Annotated in this window: 24 protein-coding genes; 7 read left to right on the plus strand and 17 right to left on the minus strand. The window is 42.3% G+C overall.

Going from position 1 to position 25603, the window contains the following annotated elements; all coding sequences use genetic code 11:
- Genes QR42_RS17225 through QR42_RS17240 form a run of 4 tightly spaced genes read right to left on the minus strand, consistent with a single transcriptional unit; the run spans position 1 to position 4262 of the window.
- Positions 1 to 876: a GNAT family N-acetyltransferase gene (locus QR42_RS17225; protein WP_039182304.1), complete on the minus strand. Its 876-nt coding sequence runs from the start codon at positions 874 to 876 to the stop codon at positions 1 to 3.
- Entirely contained in the window at positions 873 to 2051 is a 1179-nt protein-coding gene (locus QR42_RS17230; RefSeq protein WP_039182306.1) for a DegT/DnrJ/EryC1/StrS family aminotransferase, read from the minus strand. The genes QR42_RS17225 and QR42_RS17230 overlap by 4 nt, the downstream gene beginning before the upstream one ends.
- Before the next feature lie 21 nt (positions 2052 to 2072).
- Positions 2073 to 3485: a capsular polysaccharide export protein, LipB/KpsS family gene (locus QR42_RS17235; protein WP_039182308.1), complete on the minus strand. Its 1413-nt coding sequence runs from the start codon at positions 3483 to 3485 to the stop codon at positions 2073 to 2075.
- 6 nt (positions 3486 to 3491) lie between these two features.
- On the minus strand, positions 3492 to 4262 hold the full coding sequence (locus tag QR42_RS17240) for a glycosyltransferase family 2 protein (protein WP_039183368.1): 771 nt from the start codon (positions 4260 to 4262) through the stop codon (positions 3492 to 3494).
- 184 nt (positions 4263 to 4446) lie between these two features.
- Here QR42_RS17240 and QR42_RS17245 point away from each other — a divergent pair, with 184 nt between their 5' ends.
- The 3 genes from QR42_RS17245 (at position 4447) to QR42_RS17255 (ending at position 6595) form a co-directional block, all read left to right on the plus strand.
- Positions 4447 to 5112 carry a YIP1 family protein gene (locus QR42_RS17245; RefSeq protein WP_231730911.1) on the plus strand — a complete coding sequence of 222 codons (666 nt, stop codon included), beginning with the start codon at positions 4447 to 4449 and terminating at the stop codon, positions 5110 to 5112.
- Positions 5113 to 5305: 193 nt separating this feature from the next.
- Complete coding sequence (gerQ, locus tag QR42_RS17250) at positions 5306 to 5848, plus strand: spore coat protein GerQ (RefSeq protein WP_039182313.1); 543 nt, start codon at positions 5306 to 5308, stop codon at positions 5846 to 5848.
- A gap of 129 nt (positions 5849 to 5977) precedes the next feature.
- Positions 5978 to 6595 (plus strand): cupin domain-containing protein, encoded by a 618-nt coding sequence (locus tag QR42_RS17255; protein WP_039182316.1) that lies wholly within the window; start codon positions 5978 to 5980, stop codon positions 6593 to 6595.
- 41 nt (positions 6596 to 6636) lie between these two features.
- On the opposite strand, the gene QR42_RS17260 is transcribed toward QR42_RS17255, so the two are convergent.
- The 3 genes from QR42_RS17260 to QR42_RS17270 all read right to left on the minus strand — a co-directional run bounded on the left by QR42_RS17260 (position 6637) and on the right by QR42_RS17270 (position 8751).
- Complete coding sequence (locus QR42_RS17260) at positions 6637 to 7008, minus strand: DUF423 domain-containing protein (protein WP_025093833.1); 372 nt, start codon at positions 7006 to 7008, stop codon at positions 6637 to 6639.
- 69 nt (positions 7009 to 7077) lie between these two features.
- Complete coding sequence (locus QR42_RS17265) at positions 7078 to 8385, minus strand: purine/pyrimidine permease (RefSeq protein ID WP_039182319.1); 1308 nt, start codon at positions 8383 to 8385, stop codon at positions 7078 to 7080.
- A 33-nt stretch (positions 8386 to 8418) separates the two neighbouring features.
- The gene (locus QR42_RS17270) at positions 8419 to 8751 is read right to left on the minus strand and encodes a YwdI family protein (RefSeq protein WP_039182322.1); all 333 of its coding nucleotides are present in this window, start codon (positions 8749 to 8751) and stop codon (positions 8419 to 8421) included.
- Positions 8752 to 8921: 170 nt separating this feature from the next.
- Between QR42_RS17270 and QR42_RS17275 the strand changes: the two genes are divergently transcribed.
- Positions 8922 to 10280, plus strand: coding sequence for an aldehyde dehydrogenase (locus QR42_RS17275; protein ID WP_039182325.1), 1359 nt, complete (start codon positions 8922 to 8924; stop codon positions 10278 to 10280).
- Positions 10281 to 10312: 32 nt separating this feature from the next.
- On the opposite strand, the gene QR42_RS17280 is transcribed toward QR42_RS17275, so the two are convergent.
- Positions 10313 to 10993 (minus strand): uracil-DNA glycosylase, encoded by a 681-nt coding sequence (locus QR42_RS17280; RefSeq protein WP_039182328.1) that lies wholly within the window; start codon positions 10991 to 10993, stop codon positions 10313 to 10315.
- Positions 10990 to 11817, minus strand: coding sequence for a glycosyltransferase family 2 protein (locus QR42_RS17285; RefSeq protein WP_039182330.1), 828 nt, complete (start codon positions 11815 to 11817; stop codon positions 10990 to 10992). Before QR42_RS17285 ends, QR42_RS17280 begins: the two co-directional genes overlap by 4 nt.
- 128 nt (positions 11818 to 11945) lie before the next feature.
- On the opposite strand from QR42_RS17285, the gene QR42_RS17290 reads away from it, so the two are divergent.
- Both QR42_RS17290 and QR42_RS17295 read left to right on the plus strand, forming a co-directional pair.
- Positions 11946 to 12260 carry a YflT domain-containing protein gene (locus QR42_RS17290; protein WP_039182334.1) on the plus strand — a complete coding sequence of 105 codons (315 nt, stop codon included), beginning with the start codon at positions 11946 to 11948 and terminating at the stop codon, positions 12258 to 12260.
- Positions 12261 to 12385: 125 nt separating this feature from the next.
- Positions 12386 to 13195, plus strand: a complete 810-nt coding sequence (locus QR42_RS17295; protein WP_024426411.1) for a bifunctional hydroxymethylpyrimidine kinase/phosphomethylpyrimidine kinase — start codon at positions 12386 to 12388, stop codon at positions 13193 to 13195.
- Between the two features lie 49 nt (positions 13196 to 13244).
- On the opposite strand, the gene QR42_RS17300 is transcribed toward QR42_RS17295, so the two are convergent.
- The 8 genes from QR42_RS17300 to QR42_RS17335 all read right to left on the minus strand — a co-directional run bounded on the left by QR42_RS17300 (position 13245) and on the right by QR42_RS17335 (position 22562).
- Complete coding sequence (locus QR42_RS17300) at positions 13245 to 14318, minus strand: chitobiase/beta-hexosaminidase C-terminal domain-containing protein (protein ID WP_039182338.1); 1074 nt, start codon at positions 14316 to 14318, stop codon at positions 13245 to 13247.
- A gap of 154 nt (positions 14319 to 14472) precedes the next feature.
- Positions 14473 to 14727 carry a hypothetical protein gene (locus tag QR42_RS17305; protein ID WP_024423823.1) on the minus strand — a complete coding sequence of 85 codons (255 nt, stop codon included), beginning with the start codon at positions 14725 to 14727 and terminating at the stop codon, positions 14473 to 14475.
- A 217-nt stretch (positions 14728 to 14944) separates the two neighbouring features.
- Positions 14945 to 16285 (minus strand): MFS transporter, encoded by a 1341-nt coding sequence (locus tag QR42_RS17310; protein ID WP_039182343.1) that lies wholly within the window; start codon positions 16283 to 16285, stop codon positions 14945 to 14947.
- A gap of 173 nt (positions 16286 to 16458) precedes the next feature.
- The gene (locus tag QR42_RS17315) at positions 16459 to 17547 is read right to left on the minus strand and encodes an amidohydrolase family protein (protein ID WP_039182346.1); all 1089 of its coding nucleotides are present in this window, start codon (positions 17545 to 17547) and stop codon (positions 16459 to 16461) included.
- 728 nt (positions 17548 to 18275) lie between these two features.
- A complete protein-coding gene (locus QR42_RS17320; protein ID WP_039182348.1) occupies positions 18276 to 19733 on the minus strand; it encodes a glycoside hydrolase family 32 protein in 1458 nt (485 codons plus the stop codon).
- Positions 19734 to 19752: 19 nt separating this feature from the next.
- Complete coding sequence (locus tag QR42_RS17325) at positions 19753 to 21141, minus strand: sucrose-specific PTS transporter subunit IIBC (RefSeq protein ID WP_039182351.1); 1389 nt, start codon at positions 21139 to 21141, stop codon at positions 19753 to 19755.
- Between the two features lie 256 nt (positions 21142 to 21397).
- Complete coding sequence (locus QR42_RS17330; protein WP_039182354.1) at positions 21398 to 22231, minus strand: PRD domain-containing protein; 834 nt, start codon at positions 22229 to 22231, stop codon at positions 21398 to 21400.
- Between the two features lie 52 nt (positions 22232 to 22283).
- A complete protein-coding gene (locus tag QR42_RS17335; RefSeq protein ID WP_039182357.1) occupies positions 22284 to 22562 on the minus strand; it encodes a hypothetical protein in 279 nt (92 codons plus the stop codon).
- Positions 22563 to 23062: 500 nt separating this feature from the next.
- Between QR42_RS17335 and QR42_RS17340 the strand changes: the two genes are divergently transcribed.
- Positions 23063 to 25489: a S8 family peptidase gene (locus QR42_RS17340; RefSeq protein WP_039182360.1), complete on the plus strand. Its 2427-nt coding sequence runs from the start codon at positions 23063 to 23065 to the stop codon at positions 25487 to 25489.
- Positions 25490 to 25603 lie beyond the last annotated feature (114 nt).

Raw genomic sequence — 25603 nt, forward strand, 5'->3', positions numbered from 1 at the left:
TTACCTCTCTCCTTTTTTCGGCCACACATGGTAATACAAGAAGGCATTTTTTGTTCTAAAGCCCAGCTTTTCGTACAGCTGAATCGCGGTTGTGTTATGCATCTGAGTACCGGCAGACATAAACCGGTGCCCTCTCTCATACGAGGCTTTTATCATCGCCATAACCAGCTTTTTTCCGATCCCTTTTCCTTGTACATCTGGTCTAATGGACAATAAATCAAGGATCAGTTCGTCGCCCTTTGTTACACCTTGAATCAATCCAATGACTTCACCGTTCACCTTTGCCGCGAGATTGATATCTGCACGTCCGAGTAAATTATTTCTCATCCATTCCTGAAAAAAATGCTGGACGACATTCTGATCTAGAAAAGGATCAAGTGCATACCGGCTTTTCCCAAAAGCCTGATGAGCAAGTGACACCGCCTCATCGTATTCCTTTTCATCTGGCAGACTGATGACCACATCTTCACCTGTTGATGGCATTTTCATTTGAACAGGCGGCGCCTCAAGACGAGTGAGCCCGCCTACATAGTACACATGTGACAGCCTTTGGACGATGCGGTTTTTTTCAAGATCAGACGCTTCAAGACGTAAAAAGAAAAAATCGCATTTTTCTGTTCTCATCCAATTGATGAAACGCTCCATCAATTCTTGAAAAGCTGACGCTGACTCCGCTTCTATAAACTTCACATGAAAAATATGCTGATCAAAAATGCCGCTTTCCCATTTTGACCATTCATATAACAGGACCGCTTTGAGCTGGGCGCCATTAACAAGAGCAAACTGCTTGAATTCGTTCATTTGTTCCGCTTGTTGGCCGTATTTCTCCAGCCAAGCCGCCAGCACCTGATCATCGATGGAATGAACGACCTTCATGATGATGCCTTCTGTTCTTTTAAAATAGACAGCACCGCTGTGATAACATCCTGCACATCTTCATCTGTCATACTTGGATAGAGCGGCAGTGAGAGCGTCTGCTTGTAGTATGCGAGTGACTCAGGGAAATCCTCTGGTGAATAGTGATATGTTTCTTGATAGTATGGGTGCAGGTGAACAGGGATAAAGTGAACACTCGTGCCGATTTTATATTCCTTTTGCAGCTGATCAATCAGTTCATCACGCGTGATGAATGCTTCTTTTGGATTTACTTGCAGTACATACAAATGCCATGCATGTCTTCCTTCTTGATGCACAGGCGGCAGGATCAGGCCCGCTTCTTTTTGAAAAGCCTGATTGTATTCTTTCGCAATCTGTTCTCTCCGTGCCTGCATGTCATCTAGTCGGCTTAGCTGAACAAGCCCTAACGATGCCTGCACGTCAAACATATTCATTTTATAACCAGGTTCCTCGACCTCGTAATACCACGTTCCTTTTTCTCCATAACGATTCCACGCTCCCTTGCTCATCCCATGGAGCGCTAGTCGTCTAATTCGAGCCGCAAGCGCATCATCATTTGTTGTCAGCATGCCGCCTTCACCAGTCGCTAGGTTTTTCGTTGCATAAAAGCTAAAAGCGGTCGCATCCCCAATCGATCCAACGGGCTGACCATGGTACGTTGTGTAAAGAGCATGGGCAGCATCTTCAAGTACAAATAGATCATACTTTTTGGCAATCGCTAAAATCCGGTCCATATCGCACGATTGACCAGCAAAGTGAACAGGGACAATTGCTTTTGTATGTGGTGTTATGGCCGCTTCTATTTTCTCTGCATCCAGATTGAGTGTTGCTGGATCAATATCGACAAATACAGGCGCTGCTCCCGTATGGATGATTGTATTTGCTGTTGCGCAGAATGTCAGAGGTGTTGTAATCACCTCATCCCCAGCCCCAATCCCTCTTGCCTTTAACGCTAAAAATAAAGCAGCCGTACATGAATTGACTGCGATCGCATGTTTTGCACCGGTCAGCTGCTGAAATTCTTCTTCAAACTGTCTTACTTTTGGTCCAGTTGACAGCCAGCCGGACTTTAATGTTCCGATGACTTCATCGATTTCTTCCTGTTCAATGAAAGGCAGAGCATAAGGAAGAAATTGTGCTCTCTTTTTTCCCATATCGCTTGCACACCCCTATCTTCATCTCTGAAAATCCACACCAGTTTTTGTTTTGAGCAGAGAAAGCAGAACATCGGTAGATCGCGCATGCGGATAGTGTTGTTTAATGAACTGAGCTCCTTGCTGCTTTGCCAGCTTCATCTCTTGTTCATCCGACAAAATACGAATGGCTTTCTCAGCTAGTTCAACAGGGTTTTCCATATGATAGCTGCCAAGCGACTCGTAATATGGGTATCTTCTGCCTTCTGTCATTTTCCCGATCAGCACACTCTTTTCAAAAAGCATGGCTTCAAGACCAACTGTTGATGTGAGCGTAATCACGATATCCACATATGGCAGCAGGTCATACAGGTCAATTTCTTTTTTAATCAACTTCACATGATTTCCCGCTCGTTCAATAGACACATAGTCGTTTAATCGATTTCGAGCAATTTCCCAAGGATGCGGCTTCATGATCAGCTGAATGTCTTTCCGTTTGGCAATCGTTTTAAGAACATCATCATAGAAGGCTTCAGAAAACGGCTGCGTTGCCACAAGCACGGTCTTTTTAGCCGGACTGAAGTTCAATTTACGAAAAATGAGATCCTGTTGAAGCGGTGTTCGCTCCTTCACCAAATCAAACCTCGGATGACCTGTGATTTCCACCTGTTCCGGCTGACAGCCTTTGTCTACATACCAGTCCTTTTCATACTTTCCAAACACCCCATGGCAAGTCGTGAAAATCGGTAAAAAGGCTTCGTCTCCCATAAGCGCGCCGTGCTGAAGACAGATACTCGTCAGCTGGCGTTTCACTGTTTGCAAAGCGAGTACGCGGCTGTAAGCATCCTCCGTCGTTCCAACAATAACAGCTGCAATCGGCTGCATTTGAAACAGCACTTCTATCTGGTCAATGACATCAATAAATTGCACAATGTCCTTCCGCAATTTTTCTCTAAAAAAGACATTGCCAAAGACAGGGTGGTGAGCGTAAGGTTTAAGGAGAGCATTTGCTTTTTCAATATATTCAGCGTGAGCTTCTTTATTAACCTCTCCAGTTAATTCCGGCTTACTGATAACAGGTAATCCGAAATAATCTGCCTTCTTCCAGCGAGCAAGCACCACCGTTTGGTTTGGATGGAACCGCTTGTAATTTTGTTCAGTAAAACGCAGGTGTTCAAAGTGAAGCAATACCTTTCCATTCGCCGGGCGATAAGCGATACGCTTGATCTGCTGCTTATGCTGATCAAAAAATGGCTGAATCTCTTCCGGTAATGGACAATCGGTTGTCAGTTCTTGACCAAATGCTTCATCTTCCATGCGTTCCCTCACTTCAGGACTGATATATTGATAGAAATTGCTGATCAACCCAAGAGGAATTTCCTTGTAGGACAAATCTTTCATCAGATTCACATACTCAAAGTACACCTGCCAATAATGATGAATATAGTGCGACATTTCAGGTCACCTCCCATATTTTTGTTTTAATATACTGCGGAGATCCCAGCAGGTAGACTGCTCGGGAAGTGCATGAATAAAGGCACTTTTCTCTTCTGCTGCCAGCTGATAATGAATCGACTGTTCTGTGATGTAATTTGTATCTAATATTTCATCAAAGGGATAAAACGGATAAAAATGATTTAATCGAAAAAAGAAGCGGGCATCCCCTATTCGATAAAAATGCGGACTCTCGTCCCAGTAGGACCCAAATTCATCATGAATTTTTGATAAGATGGATGCACGATGCACGACAGAGCAATGATCTATGGCGCAGGGAGCATTCCATTGCACTGTTTGCGCCGGCCGAATCATTTCCTTCACTGGCTCTTTTTTGCTATTTAAATAGATAACTTTAGAACTAGAATAGACAATATCTTTACCTGGATGGGCATCTAGATAATGAGTGAGCTTCTCTAAACGGTCCAGGGCGTAGACATTGTCATCTGTGGCATAGGAAATATACTCACCCTTTGCCAGTTCTAATGCCTGATTAATCAGCACGGCATAGCGAGTTTTCGCTGTTCTCTCTTCCAATGTTTTGACACCGCTTTGGATAAAGTGAACGCGTGGATCTTTGCGAAACGGTTCAATAGCAGCAAGGGTTTTTTCGTTTGATCCATCATCCATGATAAAAAGTTCAAAGTCTGACAGCGTCTGCTGCAGGACCGCTTCAATCGATCTGCCGACGTAAGCCGCCTTGTTGTAGCTCGTCATAATGACAGTTACTTTTGTCAAAATTATCACCTCGGTCTCTTTCAAACTATGTTTATCATATGTGTCTCCTCTTAAAGAGACTGTAGAGTGACCTATTTTTTATAAAATTGTATTTTTTTATTGATCTTTCTTTGAAAAACGTGAACTTTTTGGTAATATAAGTAATCATTTATGTGTATTAAAGGAGTAAAGAACATTGGAAGCTATGAAGAATGATCACTCCCAAGAAGAGGAAGTAAAAGGATTTTTTCGATTTTTTAAAATTTTCGTCGCGACAAAAACGATTATTCGCTCATATCGACATTCCAATATACCAATTTGGCTGATGATGCTCCTTGCAAGTATCGCCGGTACGGGCTGGATCTACGAAGGGTATTTTAGCGAGTATATGGGCAATCATATTCCATTCCCTTTTATTCTGTTACAAGGAGCGGGTTATGGTATTTTGGCAGGCAATATGATTCTATTTTTCGGTGCCCTCATCATCAAGTGGTTAGGGCGTCTCTTTTTCGGCTGTCAAACGGCGTATCGAGATATACTCAAGGCCTGCACACTGACGGTCTTTTTCCCTTCTGCTTTATTTGCACTTACTTGGATTTCCACTGTTGGGATGCTCGGTCCGTATACGTTTGTTAAAATCACACCATATTTAGATCAGCATTATGAAGTATGGTATTATATCGATCTTTTGACTCTTACGGATGTATATGCAAAGACGTGGATATTTGGAATGGCTGTTTTAGGCATTGTCGCTGTGATGAAGCTCAGATTATGGCAAGCCTTCATCATTGTGATCACACCGCTTGCCGCGTTTTTTCTCATCGTGACACTTTTATTTGATGTTCAGCACGCTGTAAACTGGATCATGTAAAAAGGACGAGTACCGATAGAAGGCGAAGGTTTGTCTAAACACTGAGGAATTGCGCAGCAGTTCCTTTTTTTCGTTCAATGTACATATTCTCCCCTCCTGTCTCATAGTGTGAAAGAGAGAAAGAATGCTATGGAAACAACAGGCGCCTAAACGCCTTCTGTTTAGAACACCATGAGGAAAGAGGAGGAACGTTATGAAATTGAAAAATCAATTTGGGCAAGGTTCGGGTTTCGAAGGTCAAGATTTCCGCCAGCAACAATTTGGAGCAAATCCGTATCCTGCGCAGCAGATGGGTTATTCAGTCCCTCCCCAAACGCAGGGTCAAATGCAAGGACAAATGCAGCAGGGGTTTTCACCAATGCCGTCTACCGGCACTTCACAAGGAGGCCAAGGAACGCAAGGCGGCGGTCAGCCATATCAAATTCCTTCTGGACCGATTTATCAGCAAAATGTCACCGGACAGCTGCCTCTTGAGCAGTCCTATATTGAAAATATTTTACGATTGAACCGCGGCAAGGTAGCCACGATTTATATGACGTTTGAGGCGAGTAAAGAATGGAATTCGAAGATTTTTAGAGGCGTCATTGAAGCTGCAGGACGTGACCACATTATCATTAGTGATAACAAAACAGGAACACGATACTTACTATTAACAATCTATCTTGATTACATTACGTTTGATGGAGAAATTCAGTACGACTATCCATATTCAATGTCAACATATTCTCCGAGATAACGACATACATGGCAAAAGCAAGGCTCAGGTGCCCTTGCTTTTTTCTTTTGTCTAGGTTTTTGTCACACCTCTGGGGCGCGGCTCATAAGATGCCTAGTAGTTTTTATCAAAAGCCTAGAGGTGACATCAATGACTGTTGAACTGGATTATACATCACCAAATGTGAAATTTTCATACGATCTGAATCAAAGCCCCCTTGTGAAATACGATCAGCATAACCTGATTAATGTGTTAGGAAAAAAACAATTAAACTCATTGGATCAAGTGTCCCTGCTGGATATATATTTGAGTAAAAGCAAAGTCGTAGAGCCTCATTATCATCAAAATGCCGCAGAGCTTGTTTATTGTATAGCCGGTTCTGCTGCCGTATCGATGCTGAATCCATTTACAAAAAAACTGCACACCTACACCATTACACCTGGACAGGTGGCAAACGTGCCTCAAGGCTGGTGGCACTATGAAGTCGCTCTCCAAGACAGAACTCATTTGTTAGCCATTTTTAACGCATCTACACCTGAAGTGATCCTAGGCTCAGACCTTCTCACCCTCACCCCTTCTCACATCATGGCCCATACTTATTGCATGAACGAAACACAATGGAAGCAGGCGACAAAGCCTGTGAAACCAAGCGTGTTTATCGGACCATTTTGCCACCGGGAGGAGGAGTCTCAAACGCACCCTGTCCCTCCTTCTCACTACGTCCCTTATTATCAAGCACCACCCAATTATACTCCTTACTGGAGTTAAGAAAAAAACCGATGCCCCTATGAGAGCATCGGTTTTTTACCTTATAAATTTTTTGCTGCTGCAATGACAAGCATGATCCAAGAGGCGATAAATGCTACTCCGCCAATGGGAGTAATGGCACCTAGAATCTTCACCTGAGTCAATGCCAGCACATAAAGGCTTCCTGAGAAGAAAAGGATGCCTGCAAGCATCACCCAGCCAGCGGCAGGAACCAAGGAGACACCTGACAGCTTATCTGCAAGAAAAGCGACAACAAATAAGCCAATGGCATGAAACATCTGATATTGAACACCTTTATTCCATATTTCTATATATTTTTCAGGGATTTTCCCTTCCAGACCGTGCGCACCGAAGGCTCCAAGGCCTACAGCAAGCATGGCGTTAATGGCACCTAAAATGAAAAATAGTTTCATTCGTCATTCTCCTTATTCGTCAATTATGTTTATCATAGCGCGGGTGAAGGGCGACATTCAACTTTCCCTTTACGTTGACACGAGATTGTCGGATTTCTTTTTCTTTCGTAACAAGACCTGATCGACAACAATCGCAATGAGCGTGCCTAGAACAAGACCGTTGCTTAATAATGAAATGAGCACAGGATGCATTCCTTTCAAAGCCCCCTGAGGCACAAACATCGCCCCTACGCCTGCTAAAACGGCAATCCCAAGAACAAAGCGAATCCGCGGAATTTCTTCTTTCTCATATTGATCAAACTCCGACATCGCAATCCCAATCATGGAAGAGAAGACCACAAAGTTTACAGCAAGCCCCACAGGTGATGGCAATGCAGAGAAAAAGCTCATGAGCAGCGGAAACAAACTAATGAGAACAATAAGCAGACTTCCTATGAAAAAAGGCTTTCTCGAAGGAATTTTGGTTGTCTGGATAAATCCTGCTGCCCCCGAAATAGGTACAGGCGCAATCGCACCGATCAGCCCGCTTAGTAAATGACCAAATGCTGCGACAAAACCGGCAGGACGTGCTCTCTTCCGCTCACGCAGTTCACCAAATGCCTTCACTGAGCTTTCCACAATGCGGATACTTGCCAGCATGTTCACAATGAGTAAAATCGTTATAAAAAAGGACGTGACAAGCAATCCACTGTCAAAGACCGGCATACCGAATGGAAACAGCTTCGGAAACTCGATGATTTTCTCTGGAATTCGAACTGGCTTCGCCAATCCGAGTAGAGCAAATAACAGCCATCCGCCTGCAAGTGCGAATAACACAGAAAACTGCCTCAAGTAATGCCATTTTGAGCGGCTGATCATGAAGGTGAGGATAATAATCAAGATCGATAAGCAAAAGACAAGCCCGTCTACTTGATTTCCTCGATACCCGATCCCCATCAGCCCTTTCATGATTGGCTGACTTAGCTGCACAACAAGCAGCAGCAGGTAAATGCCTGTGACGACTGGCGTAAATAAAGACGCGAGCCAATTGATGATTTTAAATAGACTAAAAATAAAAAAGAAAATAGCACTAAAAATTAAAGCCCCTTGTAATGCTTGCAAGGTTTCAGGATACGTCGCAAAGATTGTTCCTGTCATGCCGGCATAAAGGGTATACACACCCCACCAAAGCCCTGCTGGACTTTCATTGATCGGCAGCATATGGCCGCATAAACACTGCACCATCGCCACAAGACCAAGTGAAAAGAAAGTACTTTGAATCAGCTCTGCCGATTGTACTTGGTTCAATTCAAATGCTTGTGCAATCGCAATTGGTACGGCAATAGAAGCTGCGATAAAAAATGCCATCCACTGAATGGCGCCCAAAAATAGTTTCAAACCGATCACCTTCCCTTTGTCGTGACAAGACCATTAAAAATCAAAAATAGAGTCGCCGTTCCCGTCCTTCTCTTTTTGACCCTCATCATTTTGCTGAAATTTCTTCGCGCCACTTGTGCCCATGAGTTTCTCCAGCATGGCTTGATCTGTAGACACAGATGGCGCTGATGGTGTATGTATCGATGGAGGTGGTGAGATGACTGGCGACTGCGGCATTTGCACCTGTGATGGTGCGTCGAGAATGACATCACATAGTGAAGAAATCGCTGCCACTTGACGTTTCACCTCTTCATCATTTCCACTTTGTTTTGCTTTTTGAACCGCTTCCTCCATTTTTTGAAGCAGGCTTGATATATGAATATTCAAGGGTAGACCCTCCAATCTAAAAAAATCTCTTTTCAACATTATTTTACCAAATGAACAAACCAAATGGGTTCATTTTTTCAAAGCAGTGCGCTCACGCCTCTCTTAATTGACCCGTCACCTTTATTCACACATAATAAAAGAAACAAAATCGTCTATGAAAGGATTAAATCATGAACAAGCTCACAGATCTATTTCAGAAACAAAAAGTCTTTCAGAAGCCGGCAGTTAAAGAACGCATCCGCATTCTTCAAGACTTAAAAGCAGCAATCAAACAGCATGAGAAGGATATTTTACAGGCCTTAGCCCATGATTTACATAAATCCGAACAGGAAGCCTATACAACGGAGATCGGGATGGTGTATGAAGAAATCAATCATACCATCAAGCACCTTCACAAATGGGCGAAGCCAACACGCGCGAAAACACCGCTGACTCATATCGGATCGAAAAGCATGATCATCAAGGAGCCCTATGGAAGTGTGCTCATCATTGCTCCTTGGAACTATCCTTTCCAATTGGCCCTTTCTCCATTAGTCGGCGCGATTTCTGCGGGAAATGCCGTGATCTTAAAACCGTCTGAGCTGACCCCGGCAGTCTCACAAGTTATCAGCACTATCATCAAACGTGTATTTCAAGAAGACCATGCGGCTGTCGTAGAGGGCGGTGTCGATGTCAGTACAGAGCTGCTGAAGCTGCCCTTTGATTATATCTTCTTTACTGGTAGTGTGGCAGTCGGCAAAGTCGTCATGGAAGCCGCCGCAAAGCATTTGACCCCTGTCACACTTGAGCTTGGCGGAAAAAGCCCTTGCATCGTCATGCCTGATGCCGACATCAAGCTGGCAGCGAAGCGGATCACCTTTGGAAAATTCACTAATGCAGGGCAAACCTGCATTGCACCAGACTATTTGCTCGTTCATAAATCCATCAAAGAGAAACTTTTGCGAGAAATGACGGCCTGTATCCGTGACTTTTATGGTGAACATCCCGAAACACATCCGCACTTCGGAAAAAATGTCAGTCAGCGTCATTTTGACAGACTCACACAATTTCTCTTAAATGGAACGATCGTCACAGGTGGACAGCGCAATGAACAGGAGCTCAAAATCGCTCCGACCATTTTAGACGACATCACTTGGGAGGATCCCGTCATGCAGGAGGAAATTTTCGGGCCGATCCTGCCTGTCATGACCTTTGATTCTCTGCATGAGGCAGCGCATATGATCAAAGCAAGGCCAAAGCCGCTGGCGCTTTACTTATTTACAACAAATAAAGACACAGAATCGTATATTCTAGACAACCTCTCATTTGGCGGAGGATGTATCAATGACACGCTTATGCATGTCGCTACACCTTACCTGCCATTCGGAGGCGTCGGCGAAAGCGGCATGGGACGATATCATGGGAAGGAAAGCTTCTTTACTTTTACGCATGAAAAAAGCGTCCTGCGCCAAACGAACCGCTTCGATTTTTCCTTCCGTTACCCAAAAGCGAAAAACGGACTCGACTTGGTCCGCAAATTTTTAAAATAAACAGGACGAAGGGCTCTCCCCTCGTCCTATTTTCATTCAATATCCTTGATACACCAATTGATTTCTTCGAATCCCATTTGCTTTAAATACGTGTTTACCTTTGAAAACGGCCGACTGCCAAAAAAGCCGTTTCTTGCAGAAAAAGGACTTGGATGAGGTGACTCAATGATGTAATGCTTGTTTTGATCAATGCGTTCTTTCTTGTTTTGAGCATGTCTGCCCCATAACACAAAAACGACGGGCTGATCACGTTCATTCAGCACATCAATCACGCGGTCTGTCACACGTTCCCAGCCCTTGCCTTTATGCGAATTCGCCTCGCCCTTTCTCACAGTCAGTACAGTGTTTAAGAGCAGCACACCCTGCTCTGCCCAGCTGACAAGTGAGCCGTGGTTTGGAACAGGACAGCCAAGATCATCCTTTAGCTCCTGAAAAATATTTCTCAAAGATGGCGGGTGTTTGACGCCTGGCTGAACAGAAAAGCTTAATCCATGTGCCTGCCCTGGGCCATGATAAGGGTCTTGTCCTAAAATCACCACTTTGACCTTTTCATATGACGTCAAATGAAGGGCACGATACACGTCATCTGGTTTTGGAAAAACGGTCTGCGTGCGATATTCTTCCTTCATCCATTCACGTAATTCCTGATAATACGGCTGTTCAAATTCACTTTTCATCACAGCCCACCAGCTATCATTTAAAAATGGCTTCATTGTGGTTTTCCTCCTTCTACTTGCTGCGCTAGTCTGGAGATCATCGGTTTTCCATCCCACACAATCTCACTCTCTGATTCTCGCTTTTTCATCGCTGGTTCTTCTAATAATATAGCAAAGTTCGCTGTTGGCAGGTCGCCTAAATCATGCTTTTCACTTAAATCATCTAGGTAGTTCTTCCTTGTTTCACCAAGATCACTAGACTGATTTCCACCGCCGTCAAAAAACGCATAGATCACGCTGGCAGCTGGTACTCGTTTGACTCGGGCATGCTGTGATACACGCAAAAAGAAGTCCCAGTCCCAATAATGATGCATCGCTGGATCAAAATAGCCAATCTCATCGTGTATAGAGCGTTTGTACATACTGCCGGAAGGAACATATGTAGAAAAGACACGCATATCCTCAATGTCCGCTGTATAAGCAAACAAACGTCTCGACAACGGGAAACGGGTCGCGCCTTTTTCTTCAAATGACACAATTTCTGCATCAGAAAAGACAAAATCGGCATCTTCCAACGCCTTGCTCATGCGTTCGATATGACAAGGTGTGAAGTAATCATCGTCGTCACTCAGCATGATGACGTCGCCTGTCAGCTCCCGGACCCCCACATTTCTGGCATTCACATGCTGGACATTCTCATCTAAATGAATCAAGCGGATCGGAAGCTCAGGGTAAAGTTCCTGAATGATGTCGACTCGCTCTCCCGCATCATTGACGACGACAATTTCAAAAGGCTGTACGGTTTGTCTTGAAATGGATTCAAGCAGCTCACACAATGCACTGAGCCGGTTATGTGTCACAATTAATAAGGAAATCTTCATATGCAGCTTACTCCTTTAATAGATTCGTCTTTTTCCATTAAAACATAAATTGGGTTTCTTCTCATGATATAAAAGGCGGTTTGATTTGACGGGAAAATGGGAATTTTTGATGAAAAGGAGTGATGATCATGGAATATATCACGGCTGAGAATAGTAAAGAAGCGAAACAGGCCATCGACCACTTTCATTCATCGGGTTCAACAAAGGACGCTGTTTTTGTTTTTGCATACGACCCAGAACGCTCTGATACCGTAACGGAGTATACAGACGCCAAAAGCATGACTGCGGTCGATCAAGGGATTTTGGATCAAGTTGCCAATGTCATTCGCACCCGGGATGATGAACTGATGGCCAAAATGATGTCAGTTGGCGCCGATCAAGAGTTAGCTTTAACCCTTTTAGACGAACTGAAAAAAGGGAAATTGGTGATTTGTAAAAGGTAAGAAAGAGAGGCGTTCCGAAGAGAGGAACGCTTTTTTATGCCGTTTCATTGTGATAAATGGAAAAGCTGATTATAATAAGGGATAGAACAATAACTGTTACACATCACATTGGAGGTTCAGCAACTATGTCTATGAATAAAGCACTCACCATCGCAGGTTCGGATTCAAGCGGCGGTGCAGGTATCCAAGCAGATTTAAAAACGTTTCAAGAAAAAAACGTCTACGGGATGACAGCTTTAACCGTTGTCGTTGCAATGGACCCTCATAATCATTGGGATCATCAGGTGTTTCCAATTGATACGGCGACGATTCGCGCGCAGCTCTCTACCATTGTTGAAGGCATTGGTGTAGATGCACTGAAAACGGGTATGCTCCCAACCGTCGACGTGATCGAGCTTGCAGCTGACACCATCAAAACATACGACCTAAAAAATGTCGTCATTGATCCTGTTATGGTTTGTAAGGGTGCGAACGAAGTCCTTTACCCAGAGCACGCGGAAGCATTGCGCGAGAAGCTCACGCCACTGGCAACCGTTATTACACCTAACCTTTTCGAAGCAGGTCAATTAAGCGGAATCGGCGAGATCAAAACGATTGAACAAATGGAAGAAGCAGCAAAACGCATTCACGAACTTGGTGCAAAATATGTGGTCATCACTGGAGGCGGTAAGCTAAGCGAGGACAAAGCCATCGATTTGCTTTATGATGGACAAACCTTCGAACGCCTTGAAACAGATAAAATCGACACAGAATACACACACGGCGCAGGCTGCACATTCTCAGCAGCAGTCACAGCTGAACTAGCGAATGGATCAGACGTGAAAGAAGCCATTTATGCAGCAAAAGAATTCATCACTGCTGCCATCAAAGGCTCTTTCCAGCTAAACGAATACATCGGACCAACAAAGCATTCTGCTCATCGTTTTGACAAATAAAACAGAAAAAAACCGATTCGCCTTGTTAGTAGGTGAATCGGTTTTTTGTTTATCGAAAGCTGCGTCTCTGTGCAAACAGCCAATCGGTTAAGCCTGGCGTCTCATAAGCAGGCGTCCATGATGCATGGTCATATCCATACTTGCTTGCGTACTCCGTATAAAGCGGATTTCCGCCTGCTTTTTGAATAGCTTGAATTGTATTTCTCGCATAGCTGATAGGGATAATGGAATCATCTTCTGCATGAAATGCCCATATCGGCTTGTGTGCTAAAATTCCTGCCTTGCTTGGATCTGCACCCCCCGCAATAGGAATCATCGCTGCAAACAAACGAGGATATGTGATGTTCAACTGGTACGTGCCAAATCCACCTTGTGATAAACCCGTCGCATAAATCCTTTTCTGATCAATCTGATAAGAAGTTAACACATGCTGAAGGACATCATAAGCTTTGTGTAAATCCGGTGAAAATTGAAACACGTTTGTCAGATCGATTTCATTTTGCAAATTTCTTGTTAATGCAAAGCCTCCATCCACAGCATTTCGCGCCTGAGGGGCTAATACGTACGAAGGATGTTTCTTTTGGACTTCAGGGGAAGCCCATAAAACTGCACCATCATTCGCAAGTAACTGCTTTTGATTGTCTGTTCCCCTCTCACCGCCTCCATGTAAGAACAGGACGAGAGGATAGGCTTTACCCCTCTTACGATTTTTTGGAATATACAGCCGATAAGGCATTCCTTTGTATTCGAAAGATAAAAAAGATGTTGCTATGTCCTCTCGTGTGACAAACCGATAATTGTATGTAGACGTGGAAAGGCGGTGACTTTTCTTGTAAACGCTTACTTTTAAAGTCGTATCAGTTTCGATATGTATGGGCTTTTTGTACAACTGACTTTGAGTTGTCGGCTGGCTGCCATCTGTTGTGTAATAAAGAGAAGCTTTTTGAACGTGAGAATGCAGAGCTACCTCTTGTGAACGATAATATTGACCAGACGGGACTGAAGCAGTTGATGCAGCATACGACGTATGATTTCGGGCAGAAGAAATGGAAGGAAAAAGAAAACTCATAGAAAATAGGACAATCATAAAGGTGATCAGGCATTTCTTGGTTGTATGGTTCATATCGTTCCTCCTGTACATGCTCAGATGAATTTTTATTTATTATTTATCATGACAATAAAAATGTCAACGCTTTCATTTAAATTTCTGAATAATCTGACCGAAACAAAAAAGCATACCCGCAACCGAGTACACTCTTTTATCCATACATGAATGCCTATTTTTGCTGATCGGACTCTTTCGCCATTTTTCGAATAAAGGCTTCGATGGATTCAACAAATAAAGCATATTCTTTCATTTGTTTATACGTATCTGACAGCTTCTCTTTCACTTCTTCCTGCTCTAAAGAAGGTTCACCGAGAATAGATTGAACTTGAATGAGCAATTCTTTATATTCTTCACGTTTATCTTCAACATGATCTGCCATTGTCTCCAAGCGTTTTCTAGTCGTCGGCTGCTGTTTTGAATTCAAGTAAACAACCCCTTTTTTGTCCTACCGCATTTGGATAAACGTCAGCCTCAGCTGTATATATTTTAAAATGATACCATAATTCCACCTGTTATCATATATGTAAAACGTCATCAAACCGCTTATGGCCAACCTTGTATATACACGATATAGACCTTAAGATACAGGCTGATTTCACTAGAAAAAAGCAGATCATTGATCTGCTCAGATTGTAGACAAATTATTTTTCAAGCCGGATTTCCCCTATTTCCTTCTGACTCTTGAAGGCAGTTCTTTTTTGCTCAAATTTCATAGCTAATACTAATATGAAAGCTATTATTAAAATAATACTTAAGAAAATCAAACCGGCTTGCATTTTTCCTGTAGCATCTTTTAGCCATCCAACTGCATAAGGGCCAACAAAACCTCCTAGATTTCCAATTGAATTAATCACTGCAATTCCAACAGCTACTGTGGCCGGACTCAATATCATAGTGGGTAATGACCAAAAAGGACCTTTAAAACAATACATGGCTGCCAATGATATGGTGATGAAAATCATTGCAATAAATGGATTGGATACCATTCCTACACTGAGTAACGTTAAACCAGCTACGAGTAACGGTAAAGCTGTGTGCATACGTCTTTCACCAGTGCGATCTGAGCGTCTTGACCAGTAATTCATGACGATTGAAGCAATAATGTAAGGGATTGTAGCAATGAAGCCGATCTGGGTGTTTGATAAATAACTAGATAAGCCTTTAATAATTTGGGGCATCCAATATCCAACACCCAGTGTACCTGCAGTATATACAAAGTAAATTAAGGCGAGGTACCACAGTTTAGGATCAGTCAAGGCCGTCTTATGACTAGTTGTTTGTTGGCCTTTCTTTTCTCGTAGCTCCTCGTCCTTTCTTAATTCTGAAATCAACCAATTTTTTTCTTCGGCTGTTAGCCACTTTGCCTGTTCTGGCCGGTCTGTTAAGTAGAAATATGTAACAAACCCTAAAATAACAGCAGGGGCGCCTTCGATAATAAACATCCAACGCCATCCAGGCACATTCATCCAATGAATATGATCAATAATTAAAGTAGAAACGGGAGCCCCTATAATATAAGAAACGGCGATTGCTGTCATAAACATCGCAATTGTACTTGCTCTTTCTTTAGCTCGGAACCAATAAGTAAGGTATAGAATAATACCTGGAAATAGACCTGCCTCTGCTATTCCAAGAAGGAATCTAATGATATAGAGCTGGGTAGCATTCTGAGCAAACCCAGTTGCCATAGAAATAATTCCCCAAGTAAAGAGTATCCTAGTAATCCAAACTCTTGCCCCAAATTTTTGCATTAAAATATTACTTGGTACTTCAAAGAGAAAATAACCAATAAAAAAAATACCTGTCACAAGACCAAACATTTTACTTGTTAGTCCTAGTGCTTCATTCATTTCCAATGCAGCATATCCCACATTTGCCCTGTCTAGATAAGAAATAATATAGAGTAAAAATAGTAACGGGATAATTCTTCGTGTCACCTTTCGAATCGTCTTCTTTTCGAAATTCAATTGAGAATTTTCCAATCAAATTCCTCCTTTTAAAAAGAAATTTTGATAACGCTTACATTTATCTAAAAAATAAAGAGATACTCTTACGCTTCTGTAAGATGTCTAAGAGTATCTCCATTTACCCTTCTGTTGTTTCCTCAAGACAGCGAACAAAATGAAATATATCTTCTTTCATCGTGTCAAAACGTTTATTTCCAACTAGAAACGCTCTCAATATCTGGTATACCGTTAAATATTAAGTGTTTCGGTTGATAATTAATGTTACCTAACACCGTTTCTCCATCTACATCAGGAAAAGCAGTCTCAGTAGAAGTAGAATCCAGAACCACAAGGTTATTTGGAGTAAAAGTAAAATCGTCAATTCCTAACAATTTAGGAGCTGTTACCAGAACGGTTCTAAAAGCTTCATCTAGAGACAGTCCACCTACAATCATTTTAGAAATGATGTAGCTCATGTTATAAACAGGGTGTTTTCTCCATGACGCGCTTGTTAAATCTGAACTGATCGTATCTGGTTTAATTCCCTCAGCTAAGCATTTATAAAAAACATTCCAATTAAAGTGTTTTCTACCGTGACCGATATCTAATACTATCCCTCTTTCTACTGCAGCTAGAAATTCTTTTTTTACCTTCCCGGCAGTATTTAACACGTTTCCATCCCTTCCTTGAAATGGATGAGTGAGAATGTCCCCTTTATTAAAATATTGTGTTACCTCTTCAATATCTAGTTTAGTTTCAGTTAAATGAACCATCATTCGTAAATCAGTTCGATCGGCTGCTTCTCTTGCTAAGCGTAATAAAGACCGGTCAGTCGTTATATCTACCTGACCTAAGCGAATCTTAATTCCTAATAAACGATCATCAGCTAAAGATGCAACTTCAACAATTCGATCCAACGAAATACTTTCTGGCTTGGTTGGGTTAGGGTTGGGATGATTGGTTAGCCCTTCTGGTAAGGCTGATAACCAAGAACGAACTGTTAATGGGCTCTTTTCCCAATAACGATTTGCTTCCTCCCATCCGTCATAGCCAAAAGTACCTGCGTCCCCAACTGTCGTTACTCCTGAGGAGAGATATTGTTTATCTTTCACACCAATCTCCGCTCCAGGTGCCCATAAATGACAATGAAAATCGACTAGTCCTGGTACAATTACGCTAGATTCAGATAAATGAATATCCCTATCATCCTCATGAGTAACTGTTATTCTTGTAGACTTATTTGGAATGAATCCCTTTTCTGACCAAATAGAACCGCCTTTAAAATTCCATACTCCCATGCAAATACACCCCTTAACTTCATATTGATATAATAGATTCGTTTATTTATTTGTTAACAATAGCATCTTCTTTACATGCCTTGATAACATCCAACCACTGTGCTAAATCACTGACCAATATACACTTCTCTTCTTTTTGGGAAGTGGAACAATCAACTAAGTGGTTCATTTCCATACACAAACCAATAAGACAGCGCTTTCAAAAATAAAATGAATGACGCAACCCCAATCCCCAAAGGATTATCACGCACCTCAAAAAAATTTTTATGATTTATCCTATGTAATAAAAATTACTATTTTTTATATAAAAGTAATGTTTATTACCAACAATTTAAATGTATGTTATCACTCATACTTAATAAAGTAAATCTTTTTTATAAAGAACAGCAGATAAAGTAAAACGAACAGTGAAGCAAATGGGAAACGATCGTTTTCCGGAAAATATAATGGAATTGATGGCGAGGGATATATAGACGTTGTGATTACCATTGGTCCAAAAGCAAAAAAACAATGAAAATAAAAATTCCACTTATGACAGTGGAATAAAATGAGGATGCGGTATTGGGGTACCCAATTTCCCGCACCTCGCTTATCTGATAGAGAAATGTATTCATCAAACCTTTCTATCAATCGTGCAGACGGCTCTGAATCTCCTTTTTTTATATGACGTGCTGTTTTTGGTTACTTTTAATTTCAAAACATATTGATCATCACTTGTAGGGTTCGGATCAACGACCTGCTTCTTTTTGTAAATGCCATGTCTTCAATGTCAGCTTTGTTTCATTTCTTCCACTGATGGAGATTGATTTATTTCCCGGGGAAGGAAAGTAACGTGCAGTAAAAACTTCTCGGCCTCCGTTTACAAAAATCTCAATCGACGATGCATCAATAAAGATATGCAGGTCGTGTAATTCCTCTATGACCGCTTCACGAACTTCTTTTGATCGATCTTCAAATCGATCCCGTTCTAATGTCAGCTTCCCTTCCTCTTTATCATAGATGATCCGTGCAGCTGCACGGATACAGCATTCAAACCCTTTCTGTGTGTCAATTTGATCAATGAATACCTCTGCGCTCGTAATATCATCTACAGGGATAGAATGAACAGAACGTTTAATATGAAAAACATGCTCTTGTTCATTGGTCCGCATGGATTGAAGTTCACTTACTGGTTTTTGAATGAGATGTCCGTCATCATCTAAACGGAGCTCTCTCGGGATCGTGAGGCAGTGTATCCATTGATAAGAAATCGTCGGATGATGCTCTTCTCCTTGATCAGGCACCCCCATCCACCCGATTAAAAGACGTCTGCCTGATTCGTCTAAAAAGGTTTGCTGCGCGTAGAAGTCAAAGCCGCGATCCAGCTCCTCAAACGCTCCATGCGTATATTGATAAGTATGATCATCCAATCTCCCAACAAAATAACCTGATTGATGGGTATTGTGATATTTTAAACCATCCGGCTTGAGCCCTTGCGGTGATACAATCAATACATCTCGGCCGTCTAACTCAAACAGGTCTGGACATTCCCACATAAAGCCGAAATTGTCTAAACCATTCTTTCCACTGCCTGCAATCGTGCCTTGAAACGTCCACTTCTCTAACGTATCAGAGGTAAACAAAACAAGGTGTCCTTTCAGGTCTAAACTTTGTGCACCAAGAACCATGTACCACTGTCCATTCCTCTTCCATACCTTTGGATCTCTAAAATGGGCAGTGAAACCTTCCGGCAGCGTTGCCACGACACCTTTTTTCTGAAAGTGAATGCCATCCTCTGAAACAGCTAAACATTGATACGTCTCACGGTTCCCTTGTTCATCCCGAACGTTTCCAGTGTACATCACATGCATCTGCCCATCGTCTATAAATGCACTGCCAGAATAACAGCCGTTTTGATCAAACCAATCACTTGGGGCAAGAGCGGCTTCTTCGTGATGCCAATTCACTAGATCTGTCGATGTGTAATGACCCCAGAATTTTGCACCATGTCCCGTTTTGAATGGCTGCCACTGATAAAAAACATGATAAATTCCTTTCCACTGAATCAGTCCATTCGGATCATTTAAAAGACCGACTGGCGGCATTAAATGAAATTGCTGCCGGTACACATCCTTTTTAACCAAATGCTCATAGTTTCGAATACGTTCTGCTATCTTTTGACGAAGTGCTGCGTCAGTTGTTGTCATGACTGTGACCACCCCTTGATTATTTTTCGACTTCTTTTACTTTAAAAATGATGGTGAGAATAAATGAAACAGCAACAGCGATTAACATACCAATCACATAATTGACCACATTTTGAACACCGAATGGTGCTGCAATCGCAATCATCGGAATGCCTGTTAAACCATAAGCATTGGCGGCTACCTTCGTGAAAACGACAAATGCCCCGCCCAATGCGCCCCCGATCATCGCCGCAATAAATGGTTTACGGTAGCGAAGGTTTACACCGAATATAACAGGCTCGGTAATTCCTAAAAAAGCAGAGAAGGCAGCAGGAAGGGCAATTTCTTTTGTTTTTGCACGCTTGGCTAAGAAAAAGACAGCCAATCCTGCCCCGCCTTGCGCGACATTGGACATTGCCCAAATTGGCAGCAAATAGTTACGTCCAATATCATTCAGCAATCCTGCCTCAATCGCATGGAAGCTATGGTGAACCCCTGTGAGCACAATTAAAGAGTATGCACCGCCGAAAATGAGTCCTGCTAAGAACCCTGCATGGTCATAAATAAACGTCAGCGCATTCGAAATTCCTGTACCAAGCATTCTTCCAAGCGGGCCAACTGCAATAAACGTCACAAATCCAGTTACAATCACCGTCACAAATGGGGTCACAAGTAAATCAATACTGTTCGGAACGACCTTTCTTAAATTCTTCTCAACAAGACACATGATATATACGGTCAATAACACTGGAATAACCGTCCCTTGGTAACCAAGAAGAGCAATATCAACATTGAATAAATGCATATATTCTGGTTTTGCTTCCGTCAAACCCCACGGATTAAGCAGATTCGGGTGAATCATAATTCCCCCAATGACGGCTCCTAAATACGGATTTCCGCCAAACTCTTTCGCTGCACTGACCCCAATTAAAATCGGCAAAATGATAAAGGCTGCACTTGAGAACATATCAAGCATTTGGAAGACCGCAGAGCTTGGGTCAGCCCATTTGAAGGCTTTCATCATTCCTAAGAGACCCATTAATAAACCGCTTGCCACAATTGCTGGAATGATCGGTACAAAAATATTCGATAACGTCTTTGCAAAACGCGCAAGTGGATTCATTTTTTGTTTCACTGCTTCATCATGGCTGACAGGCTTTTGTTTCTCGTCGCCTGTCTCGAGACCAGTCTCACGAGCAAATGGTTCATACACTTTGTTGACAGATCCCGTTCCGAAAATGACCTGAAATTGTCCTGAACTTGAGAAAGCCCCCTTCACTCCTTCAAGTTCTTCAATAGCCTCTTTGTCAATCAAATCCTCATTTTTCACCACCAATCTGAGTCTTGTTGCACAATGTGTGGCACTGATGACATTTTCCTTGCCGCCTAACAGACTTGTTAATTCTTTGGCTGTTTTTTGATAATCCATGATGTCTCCTCCTTTTTTAAAGCAAAAAAGACCTAAAATTCACCAACGAGCAAAGGACATACACGTCCCCTCGTTACGCAAATTTTAGGTCTTGCCTGCCTGACAGTCACAATCCCGCGATATCAAATTTTGATGACGCTTTCATCATAGTATAAGACTGTGACATGCGTCAACCTCTTTTTTCAAATCCAATGACCCATATACACTAATAAGAGTAGTGTGCATAAAAAAAAGCCTGCATGCAGGCACGATCATTTTAAACCAATTCGGCTTCCTGCAGACGCTGGACATGCAGCGTGATGTAGCCGATCTCCGATTCAGGGAGATGAAGTCCATATTCATCTTTTAACAAATCAGCGAGTCCAAGTGCACACCGGTAAGCCGTATCATACTTTGTTTGGATAAAAATCAGCATGTCATCGTCCATGATTTGAAATGCCTCATTCGATTCCAACCTGCCTAATGCATACCTCAAATGTGTCACAAGCCGCTGATAGGAAATACTATCCTCATCAATTGAATGCTGAAAATAGCTTTCAATATGCTCGATCATTTCTTTGATCATCGTTGTATATTTTACGGTCTTTTTCATGGACTCCGTATTCATTTTGGCCGTATGAATATGAAGTGCCACATATCCTGCCTCATCGTCCGGCAGTTCGACCCCAAGCCGCTCCTTTACATAACGAATAGCATACTTTCCAATCTCATATTCCTGCTTATATAAGACTTTGATCTCACCAAGCAATTTATTATATAACACAATGCCTTTTTGAAGGCGTTCAATGGCGAAGGACAAATGATCAGTCAGTGATATGTGGATGTGATCACTGAGCGGCATCATAAGTTTACCTTCTGCATAACTGATGATATGCTCTGCCACCTCAATATGCGCTTCTGGCAATGTGGCAAGAATTTGTTTGAATTTCTCATTTTCTTCACGCACAACAAAGATTTTCTCTATTTTTTGAAGAGGAACGACGTCATTTTTCCCCTTCTGAAAAGCAATTCCGGGTCCCATCACAATTTTCTCCTGATCGCCCTCCTTTACAACCACTGCGTTGTTATTCAATATTTTATATATCTTCAAGGGGTATCCTCTCCCAGCAGATAACATTTCTTATGTGGGATTTTACCCTGTTTCACTTTTTCTGTAAAGGTAAGAGCGGACCAGCACGCGCCTCTCGCATCGTCTTCTCTTCAAGCATCATCAGACTTTGAGTCATCCGCTTCTCTGCCCTGCGTTTCTTCTTATGTTCTTCTGCCAGCTTCTCCAGCTCTCTCTCTTTCACTACTTGAAAGAATCCGGCATCCGCCGCGGCCACCTGAAACCCTTGCTGCTTCATCATCACACCAGGGTTCACAAGCACATTCATCATGAAACCAAACCATACGCTCAACCAGCTTTTTAATTTCTTCACTGAACATCCCTCCGCTTTTCTTAGAATCTAGCAACTCTATCAAAACAACTGCTCCTATCATATCCCGAGAAAAAAGAGAGGTTTGTCACAATCTGGGTGAAAAAACAAACTAGTTTTCAGAAGTTTTGTTGAAAAGTGCAGAAGATCATCATGTGCCTAGATGTTTCATTGAAAATTTTATGCACACGCTATCCCAAAGATAAGCACACCTTATCAACAGGGTTTATCCACATATCAACACCCTCTCACTAGATTTTGTGTATGTAAATTTTTTATTTTCCATATATGTATCTTAATAATCGAGTTATCAACAGACATTTGTGAATAAGTGCGACTTTATAAACAAAATAGTTCTTTGTAACTATGTAAAATAAGACCATTTTAGTAAAGGAATTGTTTTCAACATATTGAATACTTAATAACGGGCAGTGAATCTTTCCTATTTATCCACAAAAAGAAAGGCTATCTCCCTAAAAACACAGCTAGAAAGGGGAAAATTAATGAAAAAGGTCATATCTCGTTCTTCTGTTCTATTGTTCTCCACTATTTTTATTTTATCCACATTCTTTACCGGTCAACAGGCTGCTGCTGCTCCATCTAACAAAAAGGTGGAACTAGAAAAAGCAGAAATCTTCGGTGAAATCAATGTCAACTCGAAAAAACAAACCACTGTCATTGTTGAATTAAAGGAAAAATCCTTAGTTGAAGCTAAGCAAGACGGCGAAGCACAAACAAAAGCCTCCCTCAAAAAATCTCGAACAAAAGTAAAGAACGCAGCACTCAAAGAGGTAGATAAAGCGAGTGTTCGTCAAGAATATGAAAAAGTCTTCTCTGGTTTCTCTATGAAACTTCCTGCAAACGAAATCCCGAAGCTGCTCGCAGTTGATGGAGTAAAAGCTGTTTATCCGGATGTTACATATAAAACCGATGAAGTGAAAAAGGAAAGCATCCAGCTTCCAAACGAAGATGTCTCCCCGCTTATGGATAAGAGCGCTCCATTTATCGGTGCACCAAAAGCATGGGATGCCGGCTATTCTGGAAAAGGGGTCAAAGTCGCAGTCATTGATACTGGAGTAGACTATACCCACCCTGATTTAAAAGGAAACTTCGGTTTATACAAAGGCTATGATTTTGTTGATAATGATTATTCTCCGCAAGAGACACCTAAAGGAGATCCTAGAGGTGAATCCACAGATCACGGCACACACGTCGCAGGAACGATCGCTGCAAATGGACAAATTAAAGGTGTCGCAAAGGATGCCACACTTCTTGCATACCGTGTACTTGGACCAGGTGGATCTGGAACAACTGAGAACGTTCTTGCAGGCATCGACCGGGCGGTTACTGACGGAGCAGATGTCATGAACCTCTCTCTTGGAAACAGTGTCAATAACCCTGATTATGCAACGAGCATCGCTCTCGATTGGGCCATGTCTGAAGACGTTGTCGCTGTTACATCCAATGGAAACAGCGGTCCGAACAACTGGACAGTCGGTTCACCTGGCACATCAAGAGATGCTATTTCTGTCGGAGCAACTCAGCTTCCGTACAGCCTTTACAATGTGAAATTCCCGAACTATTCCACTGCAAAAGTCATGGGCTACTACCAAGAGAGTGATTTAAAAGCGCTTGACCAAAAACAAGTCACACTCGTCCAAGCTGGAATCGGTGACGAAAAGGCCTTTGAAGACATCGATGTTAAAGGAAAGGTGGCCGTGATTGAACGTGGTGCCATTGCTTTTGTGGATAAAGTCGACAATGCAAAAGCAGCTGGTGCAATCGGCGTTGTGATGTATAACAATACCGATGGAGAAATCCCAGTCGATGTACCAGGTCTCGCACTTCCTACAATTAAGCTGTCAAAAGCTGAAGGAACAGCGCTTATCAAAGCCATTGAGGCTGGAAACAATACAACAGCTTTCTCCATTCAATTTGTCAAAGAACTTAGTGAGCAAGTCGCTGACTTCTCGTCCCGCGGACCTGTTGTGGATACGTGGATGATAAAGCCTGATCTATCAGCACCCGGCGTCAGCATTGTGAGTACGATCCCAACGCATGATCCATCTCAGCCTTACGGATATGGTTCTAAGCAAGGAACAAGTATGGCTTCTCCGCATGTGGCAGGAGTTGCAGCGATCATCAAACAAGCAAAACCATCGTACTCAACTGGACAAATCAAAGCATTACTGATGAATACAGCAGAAAAACTGTTTGACGCAAATGGCAGCCCATTCCCTCATAACACACAAGGAACAGGCAGCGTTCGAATCATGGAATCACTTCAAGCGTCTTCTATCGTTTCTGATGCGAGCTATTCTTACGGCACTTTCTTAAAGGAAAAAGGCGTTCAAATCAAAACGAAGAAATTCAAGGTAGAAAACCTTTCAAAAGCACCGAAAACGTATACCATTGATTACAAATTCAATGGCAGCGGCATTAGTACAAACGGAACGAAAAAAATCACCGTCAAAGGGAATTCCACTGGATCCTTTACTTCCGCAGTACAGGTGAATTACGGAAAAACCAAAAAAGGGACGTACCAAGGCAGCATAACCATTCGCGAAAATGGCAGAAAGGTCACGGAAATCCCTACTTTATTGATTGTGAAAGAGCCAGATTATCCGCGCGTCACTTCTGTTTCCGTAGAGCCTGACAACCGTGCTGGAAGCTATGTCATCAGCAGCTACCTGCCTGGCGGTGCTGAGAACCTTGCATTCCTTGTCTACTCAACAGATGGAGAGTATTTAGGTGAAGCTGGTGTTTATCAACATGTTGATAAAGGAGAGCACCGCGTAAAATGGAAAGGCACAATCAATCAAGGCCAGAAGCTTGAAGCTGGTGAGTATACAATGCTTGCGTATGCGAGTTTGAAAGGAAAATCAGATACCGTACAAACGAAGGAACCTTTCGAAATTTACCCTGAATAAATGTGAATCACAAGAAAAGCCTTGTATGAGCGGATAAGCTCATCAAGGCTTTTCGATCATATATGGAGGAAAGAGAAACTCATGTTGATATGGCTATCGATCGTTTCTTTTTTT

The sequence above is a fragment of the Bacillus sp. WP8 genome (assembly GCF_000800825.1).
Taxonomy (GTDB): domain Bacteria; phylum Bacillota; class Bacilli; order Bacillales; family Bacillaceae; genus Bacillus; species Bacillus safensis.

Bases quoted from the DNA above. Each gene is read 5' to 3' on its own strand.
- QR42_RS17295 (WP_024426411.1), top strand. From the start codon at position 12,386: ATGTCTATGAATAAAGCACTCACCATCGCAGGTTCGGATTCAAGCGGC.
- QR42_RS17260 (WP_025093833.1), bottom strand. From the start codon at position 7,008: ATGAAACTATTTTTCATTTTAGGTGCCATTAACGCCATGCTTGCTGTA.
- QR42_RS17320 (WP_039182348.1), bottom strand. From the start codon at position 19,733: ATGACAACAACTGACGCAGCACTTCGTCAAAAGATAGCAGAACGTATT.
- QR42_RS17340 (WP_039182360.1), top strand. From the start codon at position 23,063: ATGAAAAAGGTCATATCTCGTTCTTCTGTTCTATTGTTCTCCACTATT.
- QR42_RS17325 (WP_039182351.1), bottom strand. From the start codon at position 21,141: ATGGATTATCAAAAAACAGCCAAAGAATTAACAAGTCTGTTAGGCGGC.
- QR42_RS17280 (WP_039182328.1), bottom strand. From the start codon at position 10,993: ATGAAGCCATTTTTAAATGATAGCTGGTGGGCTGTGATGAAAAGTGAA.
- gerQ (WP_039182313.1), top strand. From the start codon at position 5,306: ATGAAATTGAAAAATCAATTTGGGCAAGGTTCGGGTTTCGAAGGTCAA.
- QR42_RS17225 (WP_039182304.1), bottom strand. From the start codon at position 876: ATGAAGGTCGTTCATTCCATCGATGATCAGGTGCTGGCGGCTTGGCTG.
- QR42_RS17275 (WP_039182325.1), top strand. From the start codon at position 8,922: ATGAACAAGCTCACAGATCTATTTCAGAAACAAAAAGTCTTTCAGAAG.
- QR42_RS17290 (WP_039182334.1), top strand. From the start codon at position 11,946: ATGGAATATATCACGGCTGAGAATAGTAAAGAAGCGAAACAGGCCATC.
- QR42_RS17255 (WP_039182316.1), top strand. From the start codon at position 5,978: ATGACTGTTGAACTGGATTATACATCACCAAATGTGAAATTTTCATAC.
- QR42_RS17285 (WP_039182330.1), bottom strand. From the start codon at position 11,817: ATGAAGATTTCCTTATTAATTGTGACACATAACCGGCTCAGTGCATTG.
- QR42_RS17245 (WP_231730911.1), top strand. From the start codon at position 4,447: ATGAAGAATGATCACTCCCAAGAAGAGGAAGTAAAAGGATTTTTTCGA.
- QR42_RS17235 (WP_039182308.1), bottom strand. From the start codon at position 3,485: ATGTCGCACTATATTCATCATTATTGGCAGGTGTACTTTGAGTATGTG.
- QR42_RS17230 (WP_039182306.1), bottom strand. From the start codon at position 2,051: ATGGGAAAAAAGAGAGCACAATTTCTTCCTTATGCTCTGCCTTTCATT.
- QR42_RS17315 (WP_039182346.1), bottom strand. From the start codon at position 17,547: ATGGGAGTATGGAATTTTAAAGGCGGTTCTATTTGGTCAGAAAAGGGA.
- QR42_RS17300 (WP_039182338.1), bottom strand. From the start codon at position 14,318: ATGAACCATACAACCAAGAAATGCCTGATCACCTTTATGATTGTCCTA.